The sequence below is a fragment of the Peribacillus sp. TH16 genome, assembly GCF_016651095.1.
GTDB classification, from domain to species: Bacteria; Bacillota; Bacilli; order Bacillales; family DSM-1321; genus Peribacillus; species Peribacillus butanolivorans.
Window position 1 is genome coordinate 1,289,291 of record NZ_JAEKEM010000002.1, and the last position, 24,501, is coordinate 1,313,791.

Sequence of the window (24,501 nt, forward strand, 5' to 3'; positions counted from 1 at the left end):
AACTATTAAAAATTTCAGGAGGTTTCAATTATGAAATATGGTGTTGCAATTTTCCCTTCAAAAAAACTTCAAGATTTAGCTAACTCCTATCGAAAACGTTATGATACGAAGTACGCTTTCATTCCACCACATATTACGCTTAAACAAACGTTTGAAGCTACGGATATGGAAATTTCTACTGTTGCAGAACGATTAAAAGACATTGCAAAAAAATTCCAGCCTTTTAAGTTAAATGTAACGAAAGCGAAGTCTTTCCAACCCGTGAGCAATACAATTTATTTTAAAGTCGAATTATCCGAGGAACTTCAAGAGCTGCATGTAGCACTTCACGATGAGAAATTTTGCAAAAGTGAAAGTGAACATGCCTTTGTTCCGCATATTACGATTGCTCAGGATTTATCCGATAATGAGCACTCTGATGTTTTAGGCCAACTTAGTATGCTAGATGTTAGCCATGAAGAAGAAGTAAAGCGAATCCACTTATTGTACCAGCTTGAAGATGGGGCATGGACTGTATATGAAACATTTAGATTAGGAGCTGAATAATTTCGTGTTTGTAAAAATTGCCGAAAACACCCAAGAGCGTGAGTATGCTTATATGATTAGAAAAAAAGTATTCGTCGATGAACAAAATGTCCCAATTGAAGAAGAGATTGATCAATACGAAGAAGACTCCACTCACTTCGTTTTATATAATGAACAAGAACAGCCGGTTGGGGCCGGGCGATTCAGGATCATTGACGGCGTTGGTAAGGTCCAGCGCATATGTGTACTTTCAACAGCACGAAAAAATGGAGCTGGTGCTATGATTATGAGTGCTATTGAGGAATTTGCCGAACAAAATAAAATTCCTCAATTAAAGCTTGATGCTCAGCTACACGCGATTCCTTTTTATTCGAAACTAGGTTATCAGATTGTTTCCGACGAATTTATGGACGCTGGCATACCCCATAAAACGATGAAGAAAAACATTTAATAATACAAAACGCTGTCCATCCATTTTTCTGGATGGGCAGCGTTTTTTTTTGTTTTCACGAGTTAATTTTTAAATCTTTAAAAAAAACCGTTTCCGTTCAATGGCAATCTTCGCAAATATACATAGTCTATATATAGAAAGCAAGAAGGAGGGAAAATTTTATGAGTAACAATGAATTTAACCTGGAGGAGTCTCAAAAAAGACTAATGGAACTGCTGGTTTCACGGACTTTGAGAAAAAATGGTTTCAAAAAAGAGAAAGTTGATTTGTCCGAAAAAGAGAGAAACAACTTAAAAGAAACCATCCGCTATTTACAGGAACAATCACAAATTCTCATAAACCAAGAAAAGAAAATCACGGAAAATGATGTTAACCCAGTAACAAATTCTTATCAAACCAAATATAGGGATTCGAAAGATAAATAACTTCACCATTATTTATCTAAAGAAACCTTACTTGCTGGAGAATTAAGTAAAACTAGACCTAGCAACACTTACATTTCATTCCTGAATTTCCAGCTTCGTTATAATTTCATCCCCGTCTCACTAATAATTTGCTTAAGTATTAAAAAATAGACGAATGAATTGATTTATTCGTCCAACCAGATTAACCATCCAAGCATATTTTAATAGGGAATAAAACCTAAGGAGGAAAAAACGACATGAACCAAAATGTATTTCGTAGCAACTGTAACACTCATGAAGACTCTGACAGATCATGGTCGGCTCTAGATTCCGCTTCACGCCATCCCTTAACAGGATTCTGCAACGAAGAAAACCAGATTGAACAAGAGGCAAGACAGGAGAATTCTCAACTTCAACTTTCTGAAGAACTAATTTACATTAAAGATTCTTGTAATGTAAATGTTACTTCTACAGATGTTAAAGCGGCACTTTCATTACAAGCGGCTCTACAAGCAGCAATTGCGGTCATCGTAAGTATTTCCATTGCAGATTCTGAAAATGCTGATCGAATTACCCAAGAGTTAATTCAATCTTCTAATGTAAGACAAATTACACGCCAAAAAACGATTGTTGAAAACAGCCGTGATATCGATATTACAACAACTGATGCAGATATCGCCATTAACATCCAACTTTTACTGCAATTGTTGTTAGCTTTAATTGTAGAAATAGACATTCTTTAAGAAAGAACAAAAAGGACACTTACGTGTCCTCTTTTGTTTTTTATTAAAGATTTACACTACTTCGTTAAAATCCCCCCTATTCCTGTTATCTCAGCCTTTAGTTCTTCTTTCTTCCTCATCCCGATTTGAATCTTATAAGTTCCTGTTCCATTTGTTATTTCCTGGTTTTGGTAATAAATTTGGTATTTTTTTTAAAACGTCCCGTTACGTCTTCCATAACTTGATTATAACGGATAGGTTGAATGGGTGCTGTTCCTTTCACATTTCTTACATTCTCTGCAGCCTTGACTATCCGGTTGGCGTATTGAATATAATCAAATTGTGTTACAGGTGCTATGTATCCCATCGTTATCCCTCCCATTATAAATAGAAATAATGTAATTTAATTTACTTACCTATCTGGGATGATATTGAAACATCATTTTCACATTCTTATTTTACTAATCTTCTGGTATGATGAATATTGCCGATATTTTTAATAGATTAGAGGTATCCATTTATATGAATCAAGCAAAATCTGGCAATGAAATCGTACATTTACATACTGTTTCAGCTGGTGAGCTGCAGACACTTTTTGAAAAAGGAAAACGTGACCAGCTTTCTTGTATCATTTGTCATAAACCATTAAAATTATTTATCGGGATCCATGAGACACCCTATTTTTATCATAGTGACCCTTCACGGTCAGACTGTGAAGTGCCAAATTTGGAACCAATAAATGAGGATAAACCATTAGAATATATGGAACAGAATGGGTTTAAGATTCCTAAATCACGGACCATTACTGAAACGAAAACAATTACTGAACCTTACCTAAAAAGCCGAACGATTACAGGTAACCCGCCTTTTACAGATAAACCTTCTATCCTAGAACAACTAGAAGACCCTTACTTTCAAGAATTATCCGTACGAGGAGTAGTACTCGATTCGGAGCAATTAAAAGCAGTAATGACGATTGATGGACCACTTCTTGTCCTATCGGGAGCCGGCAGCGGAAAAACTCGGGTATTAACTGTTCGCACTGCTTATATGCTAACGGTAAAAAAAATCAATCCAAAAAGTATCATGCTTGTAACCTTTACGGCGAAATCCGCCAAGGAAATGCAACAGCGCCTGCTAAGCTACCCTTATATGACTCCTTCCCTTGTTTCTCAAATTGTTAGTGGTACCTTCCATAGTATCTTTTATAAAATACTGATTTTCCATGAGCCAACCAAATGGCAACGGGATTTACTATTAAAGTGGGATTGGGAGAAAGAAAAAATATTGAAACAGGCTGGTCGGGAATTGGAACTCGATGATAAGGAATTTGCATATGATCAAGCTCTTCAGCAAATTGGTCTTTGGAAAAACTCATTGGTTTTTCCAGACGATATCAAACCGAATGACGAATGGGAAAAATCCTGTCTATTTTTATATAAGAATTATGAAGAATATAAAGAGCAAACAGGAAAATACGATTTTGATGATATGCTTGTCGGCTGTTATACATTTTTTAAAAATCACCCAGAATTTTTAAAAAAGTATCAGCAAAGGTTTCACTATTTTTTAGTTGATGAGTTTCAGGATATAAATAAAGTTCAATATGAACTGATAAAACTTCTTTCGGCTGAATCAAAAAATGTTTGCGCCGTCGGAGATGACGATCAAGCCATCTATTCATTCCGTGGGAGTGATCCGAAATATATTCTAAATTTCAATTACGATTTCCCCGGTTCTCAAGTTGTAAAACTAACCGAAAATTACCGGTCTTCACATGAAATTGTCGCTACAGCCAACCGGATGATTAAGCGCAATCAGCACAGAATGGAAAAAAAGATGCGTGCACAGCATAATCATGGCAATCCTCCTGTGTTATTTTATCCTCATGATGAGGAATTAGAGGCCACGATGATTGTATCCGATATCCAGGAAAAAATCGCCAAAGGAGCAAACCCTGGTGACTTTGCGGTTTTGTACAGAACACATACAATGTCGCGGGCCATTTTTGAAAGACTAGCAGCTTCCAATCTGCCCTTTGTAATTGAAAAAGATGCGGATTCGTTTTATCAGCGCCGAGTGATTCGAGGTATGCTTGCCTTCATGCGTTTGAGTCTATTTCCTCAGGATAGCAAGGCAGCATCGGATGTCCTTTCTTCATTATTTTTAAAGCAAAGTATACTACAGGAATTAAAGGCACAGACGATACTTCAGGATTGTGATTTTATTGATGCATTTGCTTTTGTTAAAACGGGGCATGCTTTTCAGGAACGGAAATTAAAGACGATTCCGACACAAATCCGTGCTATAAAAAGTATGTCACCGCTCGTAGCTTTAGAAATCATCGAGAAAGATTTAGGGTATCAAGAATATGTAAAAAAACGCGGAAATGAAGCCAATCTCGAAAAAGGTTCTGATGATATCCGCGACCTAAAAGTGGCTGCAAACCGTTTTCCAACCGTCGCCTCCTTCCTAGACCATGTCGACCATATGACAGCCATGGTCCAGGAGGTTAAACAGCTGTCAAAACATTTTAAAGATGCCATACAACTAACGACCATACACCGTTCCAAAGGGCTTGAATATCAATCTGTTTACGTTCTTGCTGCTGTCGATGGCAGCATTCCGCATGACTTTGCGCTTGAATCATACCGGAAAGGGGAACTTGCACCTCTTGAAGAGGAAAGACGCTTGCTCTACGTAGCAGCAACCCGGGCGAAGAAGGATCTTTACCTTTCCGTCCTGCAAACTAGACGCGGACGAACCGCCCACCCTTCACGATTCTTAAAGTTTTGACCCAAGGTTAACCTGTAACTAGATATTAAAACAGGGGGCTGCATCTACCGCAGGCCCCTGTTTTGATTATTTTTTATTTATCATATTAGAAATCGTCCCGAAATCCAGTTTATTCCCTTCAGCTACGATGGAGTGAACAATTTTATCCTCCATTTCCTTAGTAACAGGTTTATTAGCTATTTTCGAAACACGTTTAATAACGCTCCTTACAGTAGATTCATCTTTAAAATTGGCACCCTGTAGAGAGTTTGCCAACTCTAATACATCTTTCATATTTACGCCCGTTTTACCTTCTATGTTTTTAAAAAAGTTATTATCCATGCCTAAGCCCCTCCTTTTCTGTACCTATCCTATGGAAGTATCAGAAAAATGGTGCAAGGATTATGTAAATATAAATAAAAAGAAATGGAATAGGCTTCTTCTGCCTATTCCATTTCTTTTAGCAGAAGGAAGCCCCTACAATGATCAATAGGATAAACAAAACAACAATTACAACGAACGTAGATCCACCGCTGAAACCGCCGCCATATCCATAACCGCCACCGCCACAACATCCACCGTAGCCGCCGCCGTAGCCACCGTAACCAAACATACTCATTCACCTCGCTCTCGCTTAGCTTACTGATAACATATGTAGGTCAGGACAAATATGTATAGGCCATGTCCTAGTCCAGGCTGCCTATTTCTACTGAAACTTTATCCTTTAGGCCTAAAGACTAAGGCACCGATAAATCCAAAAATGATGGCTGCCGAGATACCGGAACTCGTGATTTCAAACATACCGGTAAGTACGCCAACGAGTCCATGTTTATCCGCTTCTAGCATGGCACCGCCTACAAGCGAATTCCCAAACGATACGATTGGTATGGTAGCTCCTGCCCCGGCAAAATCAACAAGCGGTTCATATAATTCAAACCCTCCAAGTACAGCTCCAATTACAACGAACAGGCTTAAGGTATGTGCTGGTGTCAGCTTAGCCACATCGAAAAGAAGCTGGCCGACTACACAAATCAAGCCCCCGATGACAAAGGCCCAAAAAAACATTGCTAACATCCAAATCTCTCCTTTTTCACGAATTCATCCCATACTCAATGGCCACCGCATGGGCAATACATGGAATTGAATTTTTTTGTTGAACAGATAGCGGTGATAATAATGCTCCTGTTGCAACAAGCAGGATTTTTTTATATTTACCTTGAATCATTTCATTAAGTATATGGCCATATAAAACCACTGCTGAACATCCCGCGCCACTACCGCCTGCCATAACAGGCTGGTCCTTTTTAAATATCATCAAACCGCAATCTTTGAATTTTTCCTGATTGATCTTGCAGCCTTTCTGCTTTAATAGATCCATTGCCGTTTCTCTGCCTATTTGTCCTAAATCACCTGTAATGATCAAATCATAATCATCTGGGGTCAGACCCGTATCGTTGAAATGTGCTAAAATCGTATCGACAGCCGCTGGGGCCATTGCTCCTCCCATATTGAAAGGATCTTTCAATCCCATGTCAATGACCTTACCGATAGTGGCTGAAACAATATGGGGAAATACTCCCTGCTTGCTACCGTTTGGAGCAACCAGCGCTACCCCTGCCCCTGTTATCGTCCACTGAGCTGTGGGTGGTTTTTGCCCGCCATACTCAGTCGGATAACGGAATTGCTTTTCAACAGCTGCATTATGGCTTGAAGCCCCCGTTAACACATAGTTCGCTCCTCCATAATTGGTTATGAAGGCCGATAGTGCAAGCCCCTCCATTGAAGTAGAGCAGGCACCAAACAGACCGAAATATGGAATACCATTTGTTCTAGCCGCAAAACTTGTGGGTGTAATCTGATTGATTAAATCACCCGCCAAGAAAAATTGTACCTTTTCCTTGTCTATCTTACCTTTCTCCAATGCAAGCTCCACCGCTTTCTCCATCAAATGACGATGAGCCTTCTCATACGAATCCTGCTCCATCCATAAATCACTGTACAGGATATCGAAATCTCCGGCGATTTCTCCATTTGCCTCAAAAGGCCCACCGGTTACCCCTGTTTCCAAAATGACCGGTTTATTGGCGAACGTCCATGTTTGTTTTCCCTTTAACACCGCTTAGCCCCCAATCATTTGATAAATCGTTTTAATCAACGCCACGACAAAGGCTGAAAATACACCAAATAGAATCACCGATCCGGCCAATTTAAACATATTGGAACCAACACCAAGAACAAATCCTTCCGTCCGGTGTTCGATTGCTGCTGAAATAACTGCGTTACCGAATCCCGTTACTGGGACAGCACTCCCTGCTCCCCCAAACTGTCCGATGCGGTCGTAAAATCCGAAGCCAGTCATTAAAAGTGCGAGAAACACCATGGTCGCAGTCGTTGGGCTTCCGGCTGTCTGTTCCGTAAAGTTGAAAAAATAAATATAAAAGTAAGAAATAGCTTGTCCTACTAAACAGAAAATACCGCCTACTAAAAAGGCTTTTATACAATTCTTCAGGATCGGCCTTTTTATTTCATGCTTCTCTTGAAGCTCTTTATACGCATCCTGCTGGGGGGTTGTGTTCTCCTTGCTGCTCATATTGAGAAACCTCTCTTTCTATATTAATTCTTTTTGAAGTTCTTCAATTTCCTTGAACTTCTTTATTGCCTTTTTCTCAGGAACCTCTTTTTCCTTAAGAAACTCATTCAATCTTAAAGATTCCAAAAAGATTTTATAATCGCTCGAAACGATAAAATCATACTTTGGAAACTTTTCTTCCAACTTGCCAGTCACGTTCTTTTCAATTTTTTTCATATGAAAACGTTTCAAGTGCTTAACTTTATAGGCGACGATAATCTTTTTTCCATTTTTCACCACGATTACATCATAGATGGTGTCTTCGTTGGCTACTGTCTCCTTGACCTTTGAAATGAGTCCTTTTTCATCCTTTTCATCCATTCCATTAATGATATCCATCGGTTCAGGATTCGTGCGCTTAATTAACGCTAAGTTTTCTGTTTTTCCGTCTCCTTTACTGCTACAGGCTGTTAGCAAACACACAACTACTGCAAAAACCATCCAGATAACATATAAATAACTTCCTCGTCTGAACATAGAATCACATCCTAATTTATTGTTCTATTTTTATTTTCTTGTTTAACTGTTTTTTTATGAATGGTAGGATTAGGAAATAAAAAAACCTTCCCAATTCTGAAAGGTTTCAGACTGTAGACAAACTCGATGAAAATCGAGTTTGTCTACAGTTTTTTTGAGGGGTTGTAAAAATTCGAACGTTGATTGGAACGTAGGGCACTCGCTTTCCGCGGGCGGTCAGGGAGCCTCCTCGGCGCCTTTGCGCCTGTGGGGTCTCCCTTGGACACGCTTTTCCCGCAGGAGTCTCGCACCTTCCGTTCCAATCAACTTTGTTTTAACAATTAGAAATAAACACTTTTTCCTACAGTCTTTTTTGTTTTAATATAGGAGTATTAAAACTTGTGGTGATGACGATGCTTTCGAAACATAATTCTATTCAGCGAGATCAACTTGAAATGATTACTTTGGATCAACTGGTGCCAGCGAACCATTTGGTTCGTAAAATTGAGGGGGCCATTGACTTCACTTTCATTTATGACTTGGTGAAAGAGATGTATTCAGAGATAGGCCGCCCAAGTATTGATCCAGTTATTTTAGTTAAATTGACATTCATTCAATATACCTTCGGTATTCGTTCGATGCGTAAAACGATTGAAGAAGTTGAAACGAATATGGCTTACCGTTGGTTTTTAGGTTACGGTTTCCATGATAAAGTACCTCACTTCTCAACGTTCGGGAAAAATTATGAGCTTCGCTTTAAAGATACAGACCTGTTTGAACAGATTTTTTATCGTATCTTAATGACAGCCTCAGAAAGAAAGTTAATTAGTGCAGAGCACGTATTCGTTGATTCAACACATGTGAAAGCCAGTGCGAATAAGCGGAAATTCGAAAAGAAAATCGTTCGTAAGGAAACACGAGCATATCAAGGACGCCTTCAAGAAGAAATAAATCAAGATCGTGAAAACAATGGAAAGAAGCCTTTTCCACCGGATAAATTTGATAAAGAAGAAACCAAAGAAATTAAAGAAAGTTCAACTGACCCTGAGAGTGGCTACTATGTAAAAGATGAACGAACAAAACAGTTTGCCTATTCATTTCATGCGGCTGCAGACCGCAACGGTTTTGTGCTGGGGACGATTGTAACACCAGGAAATACGCATGATAGTCATATCTTAGAGCCTCTTGTTGAACAAGTGATTGAGAAAGTTGGAAAACCTGAAGCTGTTGCCGCAGATGCAGCTTACAAAACACCAGCCATTACAAGCTACCTTTTTGGGAAAGAAATCACACCAGCTTTACCCTATACACGTCCACGAACAAAAGAAGGGTTCTTTCGCAAGCATGACTATGTTTACGATGAACATTTTAATTGTTATCTCTGCCCATCGGGCGAGATTTTAAAGTACTCAACAACAAATAAAGAGGGCTATCGCGAGTACAAATCACCCAAACACACTTGACATGCTCATTTTTATCACAGTGTACAGTAAGCAAAGACCATCAAAAAGTGGTGACACGCCATATCTGGCAAAATTATATGGAAGAAGCAGTCACCACAAGGATGTAAAACCTATATATGCGAAACGCAAAGAAACAATAGAGCGTGTATTCGCAGATGCAAAAGAAAAGCATGGTATGCGTTGGACTACTTTAAGGGGACTTAAAAAATTGTCGATGCAGGCGATGCTTACATTCGCTGCCATGAATTTAAAGAAGATTGCCAATTGGACATGGCAAGGTCCAATAATGGCTTAATAAAGTGGGCTCGTAGAGGCCCAATCTCTTAATCTTGATCAAAATTCAAAGGGAATTTCAAAAGGGGTCCAGAATTAAAACATTCTGGACCCCTTTTGTCTACAAACTGAAACCTTCCCAATTCGGAAAGGTTTTTTTTTCATTCAATAGCCCTTATTTTTATTATTATTATTATTGCAGCCACAGTCTTTTTTTATTTTGACCGGTTGTTCCTTTTTCACCGGTTTTGCATACGTCCATGGACTTTGCTTGTTATTCAATTGTGACTCCCCCTTTTCCCTCTATACCATACTATATGATTGAAGAGACAAGTTGTTTCCAATCAAATGTCCAAAATTCTGCTGATTATAACCTCTAAGATTGACCCTACTGCGGCAACTGCGAGGATTAAAATCAGCACTTCCCCTATAAATAACTGTTGTAGATAAAGCAAAACCAGAAATAGACTGACCCAGATACCCACACACCAAAAACAGCTTAGCAATTGTCCAAACCAGCCAAGCAAACCCTTTTCCTTAGGAATTAAATAAATCTCCACATCACCCTTTTCATTCTTTTCTTCTATCTCTTTAAAAAAAGGACGGCGCAAAGGTTCCATAATTTTATCGAAAACAATTAAGCGTGTCAGCCTAAATGAAGCTAAACCTAATAGAAGTATTAAGGTGAACTCATGCTGTGAGAGAAACATTCAATTCTGCTCCTTCACTTGGATTCTTCAATAATTTTGGCATCAATAATATTCGGGAGACCGACGAAGCGAATATGATTTCCTCTTTTAATTTTCACTGATTCCCCCCTCATTCCCAATACCTGAAACTTAAGCGTTTCTCCGTTAATAACCGCCTCACATACCGGCTTTGGATAACCTTGATGCTTGGATAGACGAGTTATGATTTCACTTGAGGATTCCTTTTTCTCCACCTTATCCTCCACCTTTTTCTTTTTCTTCTTTACAACCTTTTCCTTTTCTTCTTGTACAGGAAGTTCAGTTTGCTCAACTGATGGCTGCTCTGGAACATATTGATCAGTAATTTTTTTAATAGCCGTAATTTCTGATTCAATTTCTTTCATAGCATCAAATACTCCAAATTCCCGCTTGATTTTTTCTATTTTCTCTTCTCCCTGCTCCGTTTCCACAGATTCATGCTCTACCGTTTCCTGATGTGTACCTTTTTTCGTTCGGTAATCACTTTGCATATTCCCTCGTTGATCCGATATCTTAGCCTGATTGACATATAAAAGGGGTTTGGAGTCCTTATCGCTTTTATTCTCTGACATGCAAATCCTCCTTAATATTTCAGAATATCCACAGACTGCAGCTGCTCTATATGGTATTGAACAACCTTTTTACCAAATTTATGCCTAATAAAAAGACTGGATTCTTTTTTATGTTCCAACTTACCAAACATTGTACGACCATTGATGATGAACTTACAAACTGGTTTAGGTGCAAAGGCTGGAAGTCGGGACAATAACTCCACCATTTCTTCGGTACTAAACGAAGTGGTGAAGTTTTCTCTATTCAAATTTATTTGGCTCTTCGGAGTATTGTGTACTGTTTGCTTACCAACAGTACAAGGCAGACGATCCTTTTTCACGTCCATGATGTCCTCCTCCTTTTCTCATCGACCCAATAAGGTAGAAAACAGGATTCTGCTGATTTTCCCCAAACAATGAATATCTGCTCTATGTATCAACTATATGAAATTCACCCTTTTTTATGCTGGTGTTGTGCCCTTCTCCTAAAAAAGGGACACTCATTAAAACTTGGATAAGCTGGGGGTTAATGGAGTAACCTAAAAAAATAATGGTTATTAAAGGAGTATATTATAGATGGTTAAAAATGGTAAAATTTCAATCGTACAACTATCTTTAATCGTAATGACTGCGATCGGACTGAAAAACCATGTAACGATTCTTCCTCATTTGTTACCGGCTGCCAAAAGGGATGCCTGGATTTCTGTTCTATTTGCTTTTGGCCTGATATTGATTTGGTGTCTGCTCTTATTCTATATCCATAAAGCCACAGGTCAGGCAAATATATTTGTATGGGTGGAAAAAAATATCGGGAAGGTACCAGGCAGGATTTTATCCATTACTGTGAGTCTCTTTTTCACTTCATTAGCTGCGGTTTCATTGAAAGAGATGGTTGTTTGGACAGAGGTATCCTACTTGCCCGTAACTCCACCGATTTTTGAAATAATCCTATTTACAGGTTTATGCCTTTTCCTTGCCTCAACAAACATACAAACGATTGCTATTGTCAATACGTTCGTATTATCGGCGGTAATCTTGTTTGGTTTTTTTGTAGCAATCACAAATATTCAATTTAAAAATTATTCACTTTTGCAACCAATTCTTGAACATGGCTGGTCTCCTGTTTTTGCAGGTATTATTTATCCTTTGTCTGGGCTTATTGAATTGATCGTGTTTCTCTGTTTGCAACAAAAAGTTCATGGGAAAATAAAATTTAAAGTATTTGTTATAAATACCTTTATCCTTACCTGGCTTATCCTTGGGCCCCTTATTGGCTCCATTACTGAATTCGGTCCAATCGAAGCTTCAAGACAAAAGTACCCTGCCTTTGAGCAATGGGGATTAGTCACCTTGGGAAGATTCATTGAGCATCTTGACTTCTTGTCGATTTACCAATGGTTAACTGGAGCCTTCATAAGGGTATCCTTTTTCCTGTTTTTATCACTTGAAGTGCTATCTATAAAAAACAAGCGAAACAAAACGAAATTGCTCATTATCTATTCAGCTATTCTTATCGTTTCCAATTCATTTAGCTTCAGTGATGTCATTTTATATGACATTATTAAAACATTTATTATGCCGATTACATTCTGGTTCTTTTTAGCGGTTTCCATACTTTTAAGTATTTTTGTTTTCTTCAGTAATCGTAGAAAAAGGAGGTCCTCATCCGGTGTTCAAAAAAATGAAAAAGCAACCATCCAAACCGAATAGTAAAATTGAAAAATCAGAGAAGCTCGTAATAAAAGACGAATACGATTTAAAAGAAATTTTTCATAGTTCAGGAGATGTATTTTTCCAAAGCAGTTTATATCGTGATGAGTCTCCGATAAAAGTCACATTAATTGGATGTGAAGGGCTTGTCGATACTGAATTGTTAAATAATCTTGTATTTGAAAGGCTAACTTTATTTTTCCGCAAACATCCAAAAGGAACATTAACTATTAATGACATAAAGGACTCTCTTTATCTTCCTCAACTTGCTGATATAAACACAAAGGAAGAGTTGTTCGCAGATATCTATTCTGGGAAATTATTGATTTACTTTGAAGGATACGACTATTTGGTTTCTGTAAACATTGCAAATCGACCCCAGCGTAGTCCTGAGGAAACAACTACAGAAGTAACTATAAAAGGGCCGAGAGATAATTTCATTGAAGATTTATCCATTAATGTCGCTTTAATTCGAAAGCGAATGCGAACAAATTCCTTAAGTGTAAAATACTTCGAAGTGGGCAGGCGAACATTGACTAAAGTTGCCCTGTTATATATGGATGATATCTCTGACTCTGAAATGGTTCAAACTGTAGCTAAAAGGATTGAAGCAATTGATATAGATGGGATATATGGGGGCAATCAATTTATGGAGTTAATTGAAGAGCAGCCCTCTTTTCTCTTTCCAAGGCATGACTATTCTGGTAAGCCTGATTTTGCAGTGCAATGCCTTTTAAAAGGCCGACTATTAATTCTAATTGATGGCGTTGCCTACACAATGATCACACCCATCAACCTATTTATTGTGTTAAAAACATCGGAAGATCATGAATACACGTCTATCTATGCTTCCTTTGAAAGAGCTCTTCGATTATTTGGCATTTTTGTCGCTGCGCTTTTGCCAGGATTTTGGGTTGCTTTAACCACCTTTCATCAAGACCAAATTCCACTGATTCTGCTTGCTACTGTAGTCGAATCAAGAAGGGGATTGCCACTTCCCACTTCATTGGAAGCGATTACCATGGTCATCGTGTTTGAAATATTCAAAGAAGCAGGCATGCGATTACCTACTTCAGTCGGGCCAACATTAAGTGTATTGGGTGCTTTAATCATTGGAGATGCAGCAATTCGTTCCGGTTTGACAAGTCCCGCCATGCTCGTAGTCATTGCTGGTTCAGCGGTCGCTACTTACACATTGGTCAATCAATCCATCAATGGCGTCATCAGCTTAATAAGGCTCCTAGCTATTATTTCTGCTTCTTTTTTAGGACTTTTTGCATTTATGCTGGTAGCTCTATTTCTATGTGTGTATGTATGTAATATCCGAATATTAGGTGTTCCTTACATGGAAGTGACCGCCAACTTAAGCTTGTCCAATATTGTAAAAACTCTTTTTCAGATACCTCCCTCTTTGGATAAAAAACGCCCTTCTATCTTTTCTTCAAAAGATCCTACGAGGAAAGGCGATGATGGACAAAAATGAAAAAAATGAAAAATACACTCCTCCTACTGTTGTGCGTTACTATACTTTCAGGCTGCTGGGATTCAAATGAACCTGAACGTCTCGTTTATGCAAACGGTTTAGGAATCGATTACAAAGACGGGAAGGTCATTGTTTACCTTCAAATTATCAACGTGAAAGGGTTAGCAAGATCGGAAGCAAGAGGAGACCTCAGTTCACTTAGCCAAGCAGATGTTGGGCGCGCTACCGGAAACACATTGGACGAAGCCATATTTAATTTGTATCATACGACCGATCGCCGTATTTATTGGGGTCATCTCTCTTTTGTAATTTTTTCGGAAGAAGCCATGAAAGTAGGCGGCCTCAAGTATATTGCTGATTTTTTGGACCGCTACCGCGAAACACGCTACCGGATTTACTTTTTTATGGCTAAAGACCCACTTAAAGATGCAATGCTCATTTCTCCTATCGAAAATGTTTCCATGGCCTTTTCAAAATTAAGCGATCCAGATGGTAACTATAAGCAAAGCTCTTTTATCCCACCTATTAATTTAAGAGAACTCATTATTGAACTTGATGAACCTGCTCATCAAGTGGCGATTCCACAATTAAAAATCACAGAGCAATGGACCGGTCAGAATGAAAAGAAGCAGGATTTATTAATAGAAAGGGTAGCTATCATTTCAGAAAATAAAATAAAAACAATTCTACCTAAGAAGGTGATGAATGGAGGAAGATGGTTCAATAAAGATTTCGTTCGGGACAACTTAACCATTTTCCCAGAAACTAAAAATGACGCATTTGTTGTTATTTACGATAAAAAGACTAAAATAATTCCTGTTGTAGAGAAAAATGGAACAGTTCGTTTTGATGTAAAAATGAAACTTAAAGCTAGTGTTGAAATGATGATAATGGATATAACACGTAAACAATATGAAAAAGAAATAATGCGCTCTATCAAAAAGGAAATAAATAAAACGTATCAATATACACAAAAAAGGGAGATCGACCTCCTCAGGCTTTCTGAAACACTCTACCGCAAGGATAATAAAGCTTGGAAGAAAATTGAAATCAAAGGGAGAATTCCATTAGAAGAAGACACACTCAGGTCTATCCAGATTGATGTAGAAATTCAAGATACCGGAAAACAAAGATTAACACCAATCTTTGATGGACAGAAGGATAAAGGAATTGAAAATCAATAAAAAGGGGACCTTGATTGGTCCCCTTCTATCATCCGATTATATGGTAACCGGAATCCACATGAATATTTTCACCAGTAATCCCGCGGGACATGTCACTGAGTAAAAACACAGCCGTATCTCCCACTTCTTCAGGTGTCGTCGTACGACGGAGCGGTGCTTCTTCTTCAATCTTCTTCAAGATTGTATTAAAATCACGTACTCCTTTTGCAGATAATGTACGTATTGGACCAGCAGAAATTGCATTCACACGAATGTTATCCTTACCAAGGTCACTCGACAAGTAACGTACATTGGCTTCAAGTGACGCCTTAGCCACTCCCATTACATTATAGTTTGGCATAACTCGTTCACCGCCAAGGTACGTCATTGTGACAATACTGCCGCCTTCTGTCATAATTTCTTTCGCTGCTTTAGCTACAGCTGTTAAAGAGAACGAACTAATATTATGAGCAAGCAAGAAACCCTCACGGCTCGTGTTAACAAAATCACCGTCCAGCTCTTCCTTATTTGCAAATGCGATACTGTGTGCTACACCATGAATGATACCTGCTTCTTCCTTGATCGTCGCAAAACATTTTTCAATGCTTTCGTCCTTTGTTACATCACATTGCAATATGATTGCAGGCTCACCTTCCAAAGTGGAAGATAGCTCCCTGACGCTCTTTTCTGTACGTTCTTTCCCATAAGTAAATATCAACTTGGCACCTGCTTTGTGTAAGGAACGGGCCACTCCCCAAGCAATACTTCTTTTATTGGCAACACCCATTATGACAAACGTTTTTCCCTCTAATGAAAAAGTCATCGTATGTGACCTCCTATTTTGATACAAGTTATTAGTACCTGCTACTAATGACAGTATAACAAATTTATGGTGAGAAAAACACCGTTTTCTAATCTACTGCTTGCATTAAACATTTTGAAATCCTGTTAGCGAGTGGTTAACCTTTTCGCTACAGTAAATACCCCATGAATAATGTTGCCAATCCGAAGTAAATCAGTATACTAATAAGGTCGTTGATGGTTGTAATGAAAGGACCGGAAGCTACCGCTGGGTCAATCTTCATTTTATGCATGAGGAGCGGGACAAGTGAACCTGCAAGTGTGGCAACGATTAGAGTAATGAAAATCGAAATACCGACTAATAATCCAAGCATAAAATCATCTTGCCAAAAAAAGACGATAAAAATGATGGCAATTCCGCATGTTAGACCAATAATAAGGCCAGTTCCAGCCTCTCGAAGGACCAGTTTCCACTTGCTTTCCTGTTCTAATTCCCCTGTTGCAATTCCTCTAACCGCTACTGCCAGTGCTTGTGTTCCTGTATTTCCAGCCATGCCACCAATCAATGGAATAAAAACAGCAAGAATGGCTTTTTGGCTTAGTGTCTCTTCAAATCGACCAATCAGACTCGCAGTCAACAAACCTAAAAACAAGAGAATGACCAGCCATGGCAGCCGTTTTTTTGCAGCTGAAAATGGACTCTTATCGACGTGGTCAAGATCTGATATACCCGCTAATTTAGAATAATCATCGGATGCTTCTTCGTCCATGACATCGATGATATCATCAACTGTAATGATCCCTAACAAATGGTTTTGAAAATCTACGACCGGTACAGCGAGGAAATTATAATCCCTTATTTTACGGGCCACCTCTTCTTGATCTTCTGTTACAGGGACGGATACTACCCTGTCATCCATTAAATCACTAATTAAAGCCTCTTCATCAGCGATAATCAAGGTCCGGAGCGATAACACACCAAGCAGTTTCTTATCTTGGTCTGTAACAAATACATAATAAATCGTTTCTGCTTGCGGTGCTTCCCGTTTCAAAATCTGCATCGCTGAGCGAGCCGTTTCGTTCGCCTCAATAGCAATGAACTCTGTCGTCATTATGCTTCCTGCTGTAGATTCCTCATAGTTTAGAAGCTCCTGGATTTCACTAGCTGCTTCATCATCCATGATCGTCAAGTAGCTAACGGCCTGCTCATCATTTATCTCATTCAACACGTCTGCAGCATCATCCGCATACATATGGGATAGCATATCAGCTACGTAAGAAGGATTCATTTCAGCGAGGAGACTTTCGTAATCGTCTTCATCTATTTCAATGTTTTCAAATAGACCAGCCATTTCTTCCGGAGATAAATATTTGTACACAACTGACCTAAATTCATCCGACAAGCTTGTATAAAATTGAGCCTGATCGTATGGATGCATTTCTAGGAACTCCGTGCGGAACTGATCTAGGTTTTCTGTTTTAAGTGCGTCAAGCAATAGTTCATTATTCATTTGATTTCTTTCCAGTTCCCTCAACTCTTCCATAACTAAACACCTCCAATAAACTTATTTTTTAATTTCCTCGTTTATATTTTATTTTTTTAAATAATACTATACTAATACCATAAACATATACAAAACAAACAAAGGGTGTGACAAATGAACATTGATATCATTGGGGACATCCATGGATGTTTCACCGAATTTAGGCAGCTGACAGAAAAAATGGGATATACCTGGGAAAGCGGCATACCTGTCCATCCCTCGGGAAGAATTCTTGGCTTTGTAGGGGATTTAACCGATCGCGGCCCAAATTCTCTCCGTGTAATTGAAGTGGTCTATGAATTAGTCATTAACCAAAATATTGCGCTATATGCTCCAGGTAATCATTGCAATAAACTGTATCGTTATTTTTCAGGCAATAAAGTGCAAGTATCTCATGGTTTAGAGACTACAGTAGCTGAATATCAATCCTTAAACGTTCGGGAGCAGAAGAAAATCCGAAAAAAATTCATCGATTTGTATGAACGATCCCCACTCTATCAACTCATCGATGAGGGCCGTTTAATTATTGCGCATGCTGGTATTCGGGCCGATTATATCGGTCAATATGGAAGTAAAGTAAAAACTTTTGTCCTTTACGGAGATATCAATGGCACCAAGCATCCAGACGGCTCGCCGGTCAGAAAGGACTGGGCCCAGTACTACAAAGAGAAAGCCTGGATTGTGTATGGGCATACACCGGTTCCGGAGGCAAGACAAGTCAATCATACATACAACATTGATACAGGCTGTGTCTTCGGTGGAAAACTAACTGCTGTCCGTTATCCTGAAATGGATCTTCAAGATGTGCCTTCAACAATGCCTTATATAGCAGAGAAGTTCAGGACTTCTTTTGATTAACCAAAAAAAACTCGCCATTTTGGTGAGTTCTTTTGTGACGACAGATTTAAATTATATTCTTATTTTTGACGTTTTACCTTCATTACAAATGCAATGACCTCTCAACCATTAATTCCCATCAAGCAAATGTATCATATCCTGCGGTAATTTTTCTTGAAACAACATCACCTTCTTGGTAAAAGGATGAAGAAATTTTAATTCGAAACAATGCAGGGCCTGACGGGCGATCATTTCCCTGTGTCCTCCATATAAATCATCCCCAGCAAGCGGGTGTCCAATATGAGCCATATGGACCCTGATTTGGTGTGTCCTCCCAGTTAGGAGCTCCAAATTAAGAAATGTATAGGTTTCAGTTTGGGCTAATACCTCAAAAAGAGTACAGGCATAGCGGCCATCCTCCCGAACTTCCCTTTCAATAATGCTGGTCGATTTCCGTCCGATTGGCGCCTCTATCATTCCTTTTGGTCCGTTAACAAGTCCTTCAGCAATTGCTTGGTATCGCCGTTTAACTTGTCCAGATTTTTGTTGCTCACTTAAAAGATGATGGATATGTCGATGTTTGGCAATTAAAACCAAACCCGATGTATCACGGTCAAGTCTTGTAACAATATGAATCGTTGCATGGATTCCCATCTTCCTATAATACCCTGCCAACCCATTCGCAAGACTGCCATTGGGATGCTCACGAGATGGAATCGTGTTCATAGAAGGAGGCTTGACAACTACCAATACAAATTCATCTTCGTACCTGACAAGAAGTGGGATGGGTTCCGGCAGAAGGCCCTCACTTGCCTGTTCCGGAGGAAATATTACTGTGACGCTGTCACCAGTATTAATCCGCTCCCTCACTGTCACTTCTAAGCCGTTCACCTTGATTAAACCACCTTTAAACTTAATATCCGTTAATGCTCGTTTTGAGATATCGTATTTGCTGAGAAATTCCCGCAGTAAAGAGCCAGAATCCTCTTCAGAAACCGACCAAGTTAAAGAAAAGTTTTGATTTGACATGTAGTGATCTGAGCTCCTTAGTTAGCAATAAATGAATCATGAACTCTTTTCCAGAATGGAAATGGGCGGAATCTAGCGAAACGAATCTTTTCATCAGCAACACGGCATTGAATCGATTTTACATCTTCCTGAAGCAGGGTTAAATGATCAATCGTGATTTGAAAATTGACGGCATTGACGGGCCGGAACATACATGTATGATGAGCCGGCAGCAGAAGTGGTGATCCGACCGTCCTAAACACCCGGTTATTAATGGATGCCAATTCGGTAATCTGGATTGCATCAATCGAAGGATGGACAATCGCTCCCCCAAGCGCTTTATTATAAGCTGTGCTTCCTGACGGTGTCGCAATACATAAACCATCACCACGGAACGTCTCAAAGTGCTGGCCACGTATTTCCACATCCATGACAAGGGTTCCTTCAACACTTTTGACTGTAGATTCATTTAATGCCAAAAATCTTGCTTCACGTCCTCCATGCTGATATCGGACAATCGTTTCAAGTAGCGGATATTCAACAATTTGAAATGGTGTTTTTGCTAATGCTATCACCAATTTTTCAATTTCATCCGGGGTCCAATCTGCATAAAACCCAAGATGACCTGTATGTACTCCAACGAAGGCTGTCTTATCTAAGCGGTTCTTATAACGATGAAAAGCATATAACAATGTACCATCACCACCGACCGAAATTACAATATCCGGCTGATCTTCGTCATATTCCAAATGAAAGTCCTGAAGATACGTTCTCATCCTTTGCATTAAAGTATTAGATTTCGCATCTCCTTTTGACGTAATCGCAAATTTCATATAATCCCACCTTACTATTTTAGATTTCTTCTTATTTCACTATTATCGTTTTTAAGAATCTTTTTTCTTGAAAAAAGACGCTGTGCTTCCTGAATTTCCGTACGTATTTGCGACATTTCTGCATCCAGCAGAAATGCTGCTTCTGCTGCTCGTTTCAACCGTATTTGAATATCTTCGGGAAAAATACCTTTATATTTATAATTTAACGAGTGTTCAATCGTCGCCCAAAAATTCATCGCTAAAGTTCTAATCTGAATCTCAGCAAGAATATTTTTCTCGCCATGAATTGTCTGAACCGGATAGCGTATGACAACATGATAAGAACGGTAGCCGCTTGCTTTTTTATGAGAAATATAATTCCTCTCTTCGACTATTTCGAAGTCATTGCGACCGCGTAAAAGCTCTACAACCTGTTCGATATCATCCACGAACTGACACATCATCCGAAGGCCTGCGATATCTTGTATTTCAGTGCCTAATTTATCAATAGGAATATCCTTCTGACTCGCCTTATCCAAAATGCTGACAATCGGCTTTACTCTGCCTGTTACAAATTCGATAGGCGAGTGAATATTCTCTCTTTCAAACTGTTTCCTTAATCCCTTTAACTTAACCTTCAATTCTTCAACAGCCTGTTTATAAGGCGCCAAGAAATCGTCCCAACTCTCCATTGCCACACCACCTATATCTATCGAAAAAGCGCCTGTTCAACTCTGGTATGGGCAGGACGCTTCGATTCTTCTCTCTAATCCGGCAGCTCTATAGCTAACTGCCTTTACACATGGATCTTTTAAAATCGTCCAGAAATAATAATATGTATAATTTCTCTATATACTGTAATCCACTTCATCATGCTTAACGTTTATATTTTATCATATCCGGCAATTGATTCCTAAATATTCAAGTACAATAACTAAAAATTATTGTATTCAATTTGACAGCAGGAATGGTTCTTATATGATTAATCTAAGATAACAGGCAGAAAGGAAGGAAACACATGAGCCAGCATATTGAAATTGAATTTAAAAACCTTTTAAATGAAAAGGAGTTTAGTCAACTAATTGATTATTTTCAAATCTGCACCTCGAACTTTAAATCTCAGCAAAATCATTATTTTGATACTTTGAAATTCAATTTAAAAAATCAAAACTCTGCACTTCGAATCAGGGAAAAAAATGAACGATACGAGCTAACTTTAAAACAACCGGCAACAGAAGGACTATTAGAAACGAATCAAGATATAACTAAGGAAACCGCTTATTTATTTCTAAACCATAATACTTTTCCTGAAGGGCCAATCAAGCATCTAATTCTCGAAAGCGGGCTCAATCCTAATGAGTTTACTTGCTTTGGGACCCTACAGACAGACCGTTTTGAATTTCCATACCAAGGAGGGATTCTTGTTTTAGACCACAGTTCGTATGTAAATCAGGAAGACTTTGAGCTTGAATACGAAGTAACAGATGCTGAAACTGGAAAAAAAATTTTCCTTACTCTCCTAGAAACCCTTCAAATTCCGGTAAGAAAAACCGAAAATAAAGTTAAGAGGTTTTATATGGCCAAATTCCAGGACTAATCCTAACAAAACCCAAATTCGGAGGTGGAGCGTTTGAAAATCCAAGATTTCAAGACATTTATTGAACTGCTGTCCATCCAGAAATTCACAACTGGCGACATCACAAATACTAATTCATCTCAATCCATTTTCCAGGACATGCTGTCGGAACTGGTTTCGAGTGATACTTTAAAAGGTACATCGCAGTCATTGGGATCCTTGCTGTCTAATGTGGAAACTGAAGCAAAATCCATTCTTCAATCCACCAACCTGACATCTATAAATCCGTTAAAAACCGCCAATACTAGCCATAAAGCTAGCGAAACTGTTACAAATTATGATGACATTATCAGCCAGGCGGCCACTTTATATAATCTCCCAGAAAAACTAATTAAATCAGTTATTAAACAAGAATCGAACTTTAATCCTAAAGCTACTAGCTATGCAGGTGCTGCAGGCCTTATGCAGTTAATGCCCGCAACTGCCCGTAGCCTAGGTGTGGATGATATCACAGATCCAGAACAAAACATTATGGGTGGGAGTAAATATTTGAGCCAAATGCTAACTCGTTATAACGGAGATATCCAAGTTGCCCTTGCTGCTTATAATGCCGGACCAGGTAATGTCGATAAATATAACGGCATTCCACCTTTTAAAGAAACACAAAACTATGTTCAAAAAGTTTTCACCACATTCTCCAGCTAAAAAAAGCTGGCCCTTAATTTAAATTGGGTCAGCTTTTTTTAGTGGAAAGATATAGCTATATTTACACCTCACACAGATTTAAAAACCGCCAAAAAAGCGGTTTTTTTTATTTATTTTCCCTTGTCATAATACAGATGTAAAACTTTCTTCAAGCTATATAATTGTTTTATGAGTACGTCATTGTTAAAATATGAATAAATATCAACCATCTTTCTTTTAAAAGGAGTAATCAGCATGATGCAAGGGAACCCTACACCATATGAATTAATTGGAGAAGGGCAATTACACAAGTTAATTGATGTGTTTTACTCCAACGTTAGTCAACACCCGGATTTGCAGCCGATTTTCCCTGACGACTTAACAGAAACGGTCCGTAAACAAAAACAATTTATGACTCAATATTTAGGTGGACCCTCTTTATATACTGAAGAACACGGTCATCCTATGTTGCGGGCTCGACATATACCTTTTGAAATAACACCAGAACGTGCGAAAGCATGGCTTTCCTGCATGTATCAAGCTATGGACGAAGTAGGCCTTGAGGGTGAAGTACGGGAGTTTTTCTATCACCGCCTCTATTTGACGGCACAACATATGATCAATACATCCGGTATGGACGGGAAAGGAGAAGACAGTTGAGCGCACATAAACCAGTTTTCAATATTTCCGATTGGATAAAGACACAGCATTGTTATGATATAGGAAAAAAGCCAATTGAAATTTATGTTTTTGTTGATCCACTTTGTCCCGAGTGCTGGGGCTTAGAACCAATTATAAGAAAATTACAGATAGAATATGGCCAATTATTCAGCTTACGCCATGTTTTAAGCGGTAAAATCGATTCTCTTAATATGGGGAAAAATAAAAATTACGAAAACCTTGCTCAAGTTTGGGAAAAGACTGCCAGCCGCTCGGGAATGTCCTGTGACGGAAGCCTTTGGTTAGAAAACCCAATCTCTTCTCCATATTCAGCTTCCATTGCCATTAAAGCAGCCGAATTACAGGGCAGAAAACTAGCGATTCGCTTTTTAAGACAGCTTCAAGAGCATGTATTCATTGGAAAAAGGGATATCTCTAATATAGAAGTCCTGACCGATTGCGCCAAAACCGTAGGATTAGATGTTGAGGAATTTCTACATGATATCAATTCTTCCAGTGCAGCAAAGGGCTTTCAATGTGACTTAAAAATCACAAGTGAAATGGAAGTAACAGAAATACCCTCCCTTGTCTTTTTTAATCAAAATATTGAAGAAGAAGGAATAAAAGTTTCCGGTGTCTATTCTTACGAGGTATATGTTCAAATTTTGGAAGACATGCTGAATGGTCTTCCTGCCCCTGCTGAACCGCCATCGCTCGAAGAATTTTTAAGTTGTTTTAAACTAGTTGCTACTAAAGAAATCGAAACGGTTTACAATATGAATAAAAATAACGTCGAGTTAGAAATGAAGAAACTTGTTTTAAAACAAGTTGCTGAAAAAATCCCAGCTAAATACGGTACATTTTGGAGATATACAGAGAAGCAGTCATTAGAATGACTGCTTCTTTTTTAATTATAAAAAGGGAAAAACCATGCAAATCATTCTTTGCATGGTTTTTTTATAAGAAATAAGGGGATGGGAGAAACTTTTCACGATCAAACAAAGGGGTATAAGTTTGTTTGTGATTCACTTCACAATAAATAATATAACAGATAACTCACCTATATTTCAACTACATTGTGTAACATTTCACAATTTGTACATAAAATATTTTTTCTGTATTTGCAGTTCCTTATTAATATAATCAATAATCAATAAACCCTTGATTTGGAGCCTTTTTCAAAATAAGTGTTAAAAATTCATTTTATAATTAAAGATGGTGTGAATATATTGTGAAAAATTTCACA

General features: G+C 38.5%; 28 protein-coding genes and 1 pseudogene. 14 read left to right on the forward strand and 15 right to left on the reverse strand.

What is annotated here, in order from left to right; translation table 11 throughout:
• The first annotated feature begins 30 nt into the window (after positions 1–30).
• The 4 genes from JFV29_RS06190 to JFV29_RS06205 all read left to right on the forward strand — a co-directional run bounded on the left by JFV29_RS06190 (position 31) and on the right by JFV29_RS06205 (position 2,123).
• The gene (locus JFV29_RS06190) at positions 31–546 is read left to right on the forward strand and encodes a YjcG family protein (RefSeq protein WP_053345027.1); all 516 of its coding nucleotides are present in this window, start codon (positions 31–33) and stop codon (positions 544–546) included.
• A 4-nt stretch (positions 547–550) separates the two neighbouring features.
• Entirely contained in the window at positions 551–976 is a 426-nt protein-coding gene (locus tag JFV29_RS06195) for a GNAT family N-acetyltransferase (RefSeq protein ID WP_201181792.1), read from the forward strand.
• A 161-nt stretch (positions 977–1,137) separates the two neighbouring features.
• Positions 1,138–1,401 (forward strand): hypothetical protein, encoded by a 264-nt coding sequence (locus JFV29_RS06200; protein ID WP_056528256.1) that lies wholly within the window; start codon positions 1,138–1,140, stop codon positions 1,399–1,401.
• A 236-nt stretch (positions 1,402–1,637) separates the two neighbouring features.
• The gene (locus JFV29_RS06205; RefSeq protein ID WP_201181794.1) at positions 1,638–2,123 is read left to right on the forward strand and encodes a spore coat protein; all 486 of its coding nucleotides are present in this window, start codon (positions 1,638–1,640) and stop codon (positions 2,121–2,123) included.
• A gap of 154 nt (positions 2,124–2,277) precedes the next feature.
• Here the strand turns inward: JFV29_RS06205 and JFV29_RS06210 are convergent, their stop codons facing one another.
• Complete coding sequence (locus JFV29_RS06210; protein ID WP_201181796.1) at positions 2,278–2,469, reverse strand: hypothetical protein; 192 nt, start codon at positions 2,467–2,469, stop codon at positions 2,278–2,280.
• A 155-nt stretch (positions 2,470–2,624) separates the two neighbouring features.
• Here JFV29_RS06210 and JFV29_RS06215 point away from each other — a divergent pair, with 155 nt between their 5' ends.
• The gene (locus JFV29_RS06215) at positions 2,625–4,898 is read left to right on the forward strand and encodes an ATP-dependent helicase (protein WP_201181798.1); all 2,274 of its coding nucleotides are present in this window, start codon (positions 2,625–2,627) and stop codon (positions 4,896–4,898) included.
• A gap of 66 nt (positions 4,899–4,964) precedes the next feature.
• Here JFV29_RS06215 and JFV29_RS06220 read toward each other — a convergent pair whose 3' ends face one another.
• The 6 genes from JFV29_RS06220 to JFV29_RS06245 form a co-directional block, all read right to left on the reverse strand.
• Positions 4,965–5,219, reverse strand: a complete 255-nt coding sequence (locus JFV29_RS06220) for a stage VI sporulation protein F (protein WP_053345022.1) — start codon at positions 5,217–5,219, stop codon at positions 4,965–4,967.
• Between the two features lie 118 nt (positions 5,220–5,337).
• Positions 5,338–5,490, reverse strand: a complete 153-nt coding sequence (locus JFV29_RS06225; protein ID WP_201181800.1) for a YjcZ family sporulation protein — start codon at positions 5,488–5,490, stop codon at positions 5,338–5,340.
• A gap of 104 nt (positions 5,491–5,594) precedes the next feature.
• A complete protein-coding gene (gene spoVAE, locus JFV29_RS06230; RefSeq protein WP_053345021.1) occupies positions 5,595–5,951 on the reverse strand; it encodes a stage V sporulation protein AE in 357 nt (118 codons plus the stop codon).
• A 16-nt stretch (positions 5,952–5,967) separates the two neighbouring features.
• Positions 5,968–6,993: a stage V sporulation protein AD gene (spoVAD, locus tag JFV29_RS06235; RefSeq protein ID WP_057217808.1), complete on the reverse strand. Its 1,026-nt coding sequence runs from the start codon at positions 6,991–6,993 to the stop codon at positions 5,968–5,970.
• Positions 6,994–6,996: 3 nt separating this feature from the next.
• Entirely contained in the window at positions 6,997–7,467 is a 471-nt protein-coding gene (gene spoVAC / locus JFV29_RS06240) for a stage V sporulation protein AC (RefSeq protein WP_053345019.1), read from the reverse strand.
• 18 nt (positions 7,468–7,485) lie between these two features.
• Positions 7,486–7,983 (reverse strand): YhcN/YlaJ family sporulation lipoprotein, encoded by a 498-nt coding sequence (locus JFV29_RS06245; RefSeq protein WP_098174851.1) that lies wholly within the window; start codon positions 7,981–7,983, stop codon positions 7,486–7,488.
• 392 nt (positions 7,984–8,375) lie between these two features.
• Here JFV29_RS06245 and JFV29_RS06250 point away from each other — a divergent pair.
• A pseudogene (locus tag JFV29_RS06250) lies at positions 8,376–9,720 on the forward strand (IS1182 family transposase).
• A gap of 322 nt (positions 9,721–10,042) precedes the next feature.
• On the opposite strand, the gene JFV29_RS06255 reads toward JFV29_RS06250, so the two are convergent.
• Genes JFV29_RS06255 through JFV29_RS06265 form a run of 3 tightly spaced genes read right to left on the reverse strand, consistent with a single transcriptional unit; the run spans position 10,043 to position 11,324 of the window.
• Positions 10,043–10,408: a DUF1360 domain-containing protein gene (locus JFV29_RS06255; RefSeq protein ID WP_053345017.1), complete on the reverse strand. Its 366-nt coding sequence runs from the start codon at positions 10,406–10,408 to the stop codon at positions 10,043–10,045.
• Between the two features lie 14 nt (positions 10,409–10,422).
• Entirely contained in the window at positions 10,423–10,998 is a 576-nt protein-coding gene (locus JFV29_RS06260; RefSeq protein ID WP_201181802.1) for a hypothetical protein, read from the reverse strand.
• Between the two features lie 11 nt (positions 10,999–11,009).
• On the reverse strand, positions 11,010–11,324 hold the full coding sequence (locus JFV29_RS06265; protein WP_053345015.1) for a hypothetical protein: 315 nt from the start codon (positions 11,322–11,324) through the stop codon (positions 11,010–11,012).
• Positions 11,325–11,553: 229 nt separating this feature from the next.
• Here JFV29_RS06265 and JFV29_RS06270 point away from each other — a divergent pair, with 229 nt between their 5' ends.
• From JFV29_RS06270 to JFV29_RS06280, 3 genes are read left to right on the forward strand one after another with little or no spacing between them, the layout of a single operon-like run.
• On the forward strand, positions 11,554–12,687 hold the full coding sequence (locus JFV29_RS06270) for a GerAB/ArcD/ProY family transporter (RefSeq protein ID WP_201181804.1): 1,134 nt from the start codon (positions 11,554–11,556) through the stop codon (positions 12,685–12,687).
• On the forward strand, positions 12,647–14,170 hold the full coding sequence (locus JFV29_RS06275) for a spore germination protein (RefSeq protein WP_309558768.1): 1,524 nt from the start codon (positions 12,647–12,649) through the stop codon (positions 14,168–14,170). Before JFV29_RS06270 ends, JFV29_RS06275 begins: the two co-directional genes overlap by 41 nt.
• Positions 14,167–15,354 (forward strand): Ger(x)C family spore germination protein, encoded by a 1,188-nt coding sequence (locus JFV29_RS06280; RefSeq protein WP_201181806.1) that lies wholly within the window; start codon positions 14,167–14,169, stop codon positions 15,352–15,354. Before JFV29_RS06275 ends, JFV29_RS06280 begins: the two co-directional genes overlap by 4 nt.
• Before the next feature lie 28 nt (positions 15,355–15,382).
• On the opposite strand, the gene fabI is transcribed toward JFV29_RS06280, so the two are convergent.
• Complete coding sequence (gene fabI / locus JFV29_RS06285) at positions 15,383–16,156, reverse strand: enoyl-ACP reductase FabI (protein WP_056528230.1); 774 nt, start codon at positions 16,154–16,156, stop codon at positions 15,383–15,385.
• Positions 16,157–16,304: 148 nt separating this feature from the next.
• Positions 16,305–17,678 (reverse strand): magnesium transporter, encoded by a 1,374-nt coding sequence (mgtE, locus tag JFV29_RS06290; protein ID WP_201181808.1) that lies wholly within the window; start codon positions 17,676–17,678, stop codon positions 16,305–16,307.
• 114 nt (positions 17,679–17,792) lie between these two features.
• On the opposite strand from mgtE, the gene prpE reads away from it, so the two are divergent.
• The gene (gene prpE, locus JFV29_RS06295) at positions 17,793–18,536 is read left to right on the forward strand and encodes a bis(5'-nucleosyl)-tetraphosphatase PrpE (protein WP_201181809.1); all 744 of its coding nucleotides are present in this window, start codon (positions 17,793–17,795) and stop codon (positions 18,534–18,536) included.
• Between the two features lie 108 nt (positions 18,537–18,644).
• Here the strand turns inward: prpE and JFV29_RS06300 are convergent, their stop codons facing one another.
• Genes JFV29_RS06300 through JFV29_RS06310 form a run of 3 tightly spaced genes read right to left on the reverse strand, consistent with a single transcriptional unit; the run spans position 18,645 to position 21,027 of the window.
• Positions 18,645–19,544, reverse strand: coding sequence for an RluA family pseudouridine synthase (locus JFV29_RS06300; protein ID WP_201181811.1), 900 nt, complete (start codon positions 19,542–19,544; stop codon positions 18,645–18,647).
• Positions 19,545–19,561: 17 nt separating this feature from the next.
• Entirely contained in the window at positions 19,562–20,356 is a 795-nt protein-coding gene (locus JFV29_RS06305; RefSeq protein ID WP_053345008.1) for an NAD kinase, read from the reverse strand.
• Between the two features lie 14 nt (positions 20,357–20,370).
• Positions 20,371–21,027, reverse strand: a complete 657-nt coding sequence (locus tag JFV29_RS06310; RefSeq protein ID WP_207196287.1) for a GTP pyrophosphokinase — start codon at positions 21,025–21,027, stop codon at positions 20,371–20,373.
• Between the two features lie 326 nt (positions 21,028–21,353).
• Here JFV29_RS06310 and JFV29_RS06315 point away from each other — a divergent pair, with 326 nt between their 5' ends.
• The 4 genes from JFV29_RS06315 to JFV29_RS06330 all read left to right on the forward strand — a co-directional run bounded on the left by JFV29_RS06315 (position 21,354) and on the right by JFV29_RS06330 (position 24,151).
• The gene (locus JFV29_RS06315) at positions 21,354–21,932 is read left to right on the forward strand and encodes a CYTH domain-containing protein (RefSeq protein ID WP_201181814.1); all 579 of its coding nucleotides are present in this window, start codon (positions 21,354–21,356) and stop codon (positions 21,930–21,932) included.
• A 24-nt stretch (positions 21,933–21,956) separates the two neighbouring features.
• Positions 21,957–22,616: a lytic transglycosylase domain-containing protein gene (locus JFV29_RS06320; protein WP_342214681.1), complete on the forward strand. Its 660-nt coding sequence runs from the start codon at positions 21,957–21,959 to the stop codon at positions 22,614–22,616.
• Between the two features lie 234 nt (positions 22,617–22,850).
• Entirely contained in the window at positions 22,851–23,255 is a 405-nt protein-coding gene (locus JFV29_RS06325) for a globin domain-containing protein (RefSeq protein WP_201181816.1), read from the forward strand.
• Positions 23,252–24,151: a ClpXP adapter SpxH family protein gene (locus tag JFV29_RS06330; protein ID WP_082527662.1), complete on the forward strand. Its 900-nt coding sequence runs from the start codon at positions 23,252–23,254 to the stop codon at positions 24,149–24,151. Before JFV29_RS06325 ends, JFV29_RS06330 begins: the two co-directional genes overlap by 4 nt.
• The last annotated feature ends 350 nt before the right edge of the window (positions 24,152–24,501 follow it).